Genomic DNA, 2,957 nt, shown 5'->3' with positions numbered 1-2,957 from the left:
CGGGCGGCGGTGCCGCGGCCGGCGGGACCGGGGGCGCGGGCGGCGCCAGCGGCAGCGGCACGACCTCGTCGGCGACCAGCGTCGCCTCGGCGCAGGCCGCGGTCGACAGCGCCAGGCTCGCCGTCGAGGACGCCGAGCAGGCGCTGGCCGACACCCGGCTGGAGGCCCCGGTCGCCGGCACGATCGCGTCGCTCGACGGCGCGGTCGGCGACAGCGTCGGCGGATCGAGCGGGTCGTCGGGGTCGGGGTCCTCGGCGGGCTCCGGCTCGTCCGGCTCCTCGGGAACGGGCGCGGCGGCGGGCGCCGCCACCGGCGCCGCGGGATCGGGCGCCGCCACCGGCTCCTCGAGCGGCTCCTCCTCGTTCCTGGTCCTCACCCAGCTCAGCCGGCTCGACCTCGAGGTCTCCTTCAGCGAGTCCGACATCGGCAAGCTGAAGGTCGGCCAGAGCGCGACCGTCTCCGTGACCGCGCTCGACGGCGTCCAGCTGGCGGCGAAGGTGACGCGGATCGGGATCCTGTCGAGCCCCAGCAGCGGCGTCGTCAGCTACCCGGTCACGCTCTCGGTCAGCCAGACCGCGACCGGCGTCCGGACCGGGATGAGCGCGTCGGCCGAGGTCGTCGTCGAGCAGGCCAGCGGCGCCCTCAGCGTCCCGAGCCAGGCGCTCCGCGGCCGCACGGTGACCGTCGAGGAGGACGGCAAGCGGACGACCCGGGTCGTCTCGACCGGGGTCGTCGGCGACAGCGCGACCCAGGTCACCAGCGGCTTGGAGGCCGGCGACCGGGTCGTCCTGCCGGCCCTCAGCGCCGGCGCCGGCGGCGGTGGCCTGGCGGCCATCGCGGGACGGCTCGGCGGCGGCGCCGGCGGGGCGCGCCTGGGCGGCGGGCTCGGCGGTGGCGGCGGCCTGGCGGGCGGGCCTCCCGGCGGCTTCGGCGGTGCGCGCCCGTGAGCCCGCGCCCGGTGATCGACGTGCGGCGGGTGTCGCGCGTCTACCGGCCTGCGGCCGACCTCGAGGTCCACGCGCTGCGCGACGTCTCGCTGCGGATCGGCCGCGGCGAGCTGGTCGCGATCATGGGCAGCTCGGGTAGCGGCAAGAGCACGCTGATGCACATCCTCGGCTGCCTCGACGCGCCGACCGCGGGCCGCTACCTGCTGGACGGGATCGACGTCGCCGACGCCCACGAGGACGACCTCTCCGACCTGCGCAACCGCAAGATCGGCTTCGTCTTCCAGGCCTTCAACCTGGTCCCGCGGACGAGCGCGCTGAGCAACGTCGAGCTGCCCCTGGCCTACGCCGGGGTGCCGCGGGCCGAGCGGCGCCGGCGGGCCGAGGCCGCGCTCGGGGCGGTCGGGATGGCCAAGCGGCTCGACCACCTGCCCTCGGAGCTGTCCGGCGGGCAGCAGCAGCGGGTCGCCGTCGCGCGGGCGATCGTCACCGACCCCGCGCTGGTGCTGGCCGACGAGCCGACCGGCAACCTCGACTCGCACACCACCGAGGAGGTGCTGCGGATCTTCGACGAGCTGCACGAGCAGGGCCGCACGATCGTCCTGATCACGCACGAGGACGAGGTCGCCGCGCACGCCGGACGGGTGATCCGGCTCGGCGACGGGCAGGTCCTGAGCGACAGCGCCCACCCGCCGGTTACGGCGACGGCCGGGGAGCGGGCGGCGTGAGCCTGCGCGAGACGCTGCGGATCGCGCTCGGCGGGATCGTGGCCAACAAGCTGCGCTCGGGGCTGACGATCCTCGGGATGACGATCGGCGTCGCGGCCGTGATCGTGCTGGTCGCCGTCGGCCAGGGGTCGCAGCGGGCGGTCCAGCAGCAGATCCAGGCGCTCGGCACGAACGTGCTGCTGGTGATGGGCCAGGGCGCGCGGGGCGGCCCGGGGTCGGCGGCGACCGCCAGCGCCTCGCTGACGACCGCCGACGCGACGGCGCTGGAGGATCGCGAGCTGGCGCCGGACGTGCTGAGCGCGTCGCCGGTCGTGCGGGTCTCCAGCGCGACCCTCGTCTCGGGCGCCACCAGCTACCAGCCGTCGCAGGCGATCGGCACGACGCCCGGCTACGCCGCCGCCAGCAACTACGAGGTCGCCCAGGGCGCGATGTTCAGCGCGGCTCAGGCGAAGGCCCGCGAGCGGGTCGCCGTCGTCGGCCCGACGGTCGTCCAGAACCTCGGGATCGGGGTCGGCTCGTCGGTCCGGATCAACGGCGTCGCGTTCCGGGTGATCGGCGTCACCGCGAGCAAGGGCGCCAGCGGCGCGACCAACCAGGACGACCTGGTGATGGCCCCGATCACGGCGGTCCAGGACGCGCTCGCCGGCTACGGCTCGATCAGCTCGATCACCGTCCAGGCCCGCTCGCAGGGCGCGCTCGACGCCGCCCAGGCCGAGGTCACCGAGATCCTCGACCAGCGTCATCCGACCGCGAGCGGCGGGTCGAGCAGCTTCACGGTGATCAACCAGGGCTCGATCCTGGCCGCGTCCAGCTCGACGACGTCGGTCTTCACGACCCTGCTCGGCGCGGTCGCGGCAATCTCGCTGCTGGTCGGCGGGATCGGGGTGATGAACATCATGCTCGTCAGCGTCACCGAGCGGACCCGCGAGATCGGCATCCGCAAGGCGGTCGGGGCGCGCCGCAGCGACGTCCTGACCCAGTTCCTGGCCGAGGCGGTGCTGGTGTCGATGCTCGGCGGCCTGCTGGGCGTGGTCGCCGGGCTGCTGATCAGCCGCTTCCAGATCGCCGGCGTGCAGCCGAGCGTCGCCGCCTACTCCGTCTTCCTCGCCTTCGGCGCCTCGGTGCTGGCAGGCCTGTTCTTCGGTACCTACCCGGCTGGCCGCGCCGCGCGGCTGCGCCCGATCGAGGCCCTTCGCTTTGAGTGATCACGACGACGTGCCCATCGACGCCGCGGCGTCCGATCCGTCGCAGGGCTGGCGCCCGGCGACCCACGGCGGCGACCCGC

3 protein-coding genes are annotated in these 2,957 nt (G+C 75.3%); all 3 read left to right on the top strand.

The annotated features are described in order from the left end of the window. The coding region (locus PAI11_RS06810; protein WP_050897150.1) for an efflux RND transporter periplasmic adaptor subunit at positions 1-947 on the top strand (947 nt) is incomplete at its 5' end. Continuing rightward, positions 944-1,672, top strand: a complete 729-nt coding sequence (locus tag PAI11_RS06805; RefSeq protein WP_040598826.1) for an ABC transporter ATP-binding protein — start codon at positions 944-946, stop codon at positions 1,670-1,672. The genes PAI11_RS06810 and PAI11_RS06805, both read left to right, overlap by 4 nt. Further along, entirely contained in the window at positions 1,669-2,877 is a 1,209-nt protein-coding gene (locus PAI11_RS06800) for an ABC transporter permease (RefSeq protein WP_007572237.1), read from the top strand. Before PAI11_RS06805 ends, PAI11_RS06800 begins: the two co-directional genes overlap by 4 nt. The last annotated feature ends 80 nt before the right edge of the window (positions 2,878-2,957 follow it).

It is taken from the genome of Patulibacter medicamentivorans, assembly GCF_000240225.1.
GTDB classification, from domain to species: Bacteria; Actinomycetota; Thermoleophilia; order Solirubrobacterales; family Solirubrobacteraceae; genus Patulibacter; species Patulibacter medicamentivorans.
The sequence above is the reverse complement of the archived record's forward strand: the minus strand, read 5'-3'. Positions and strand labels throughout refer to the sequence as shown.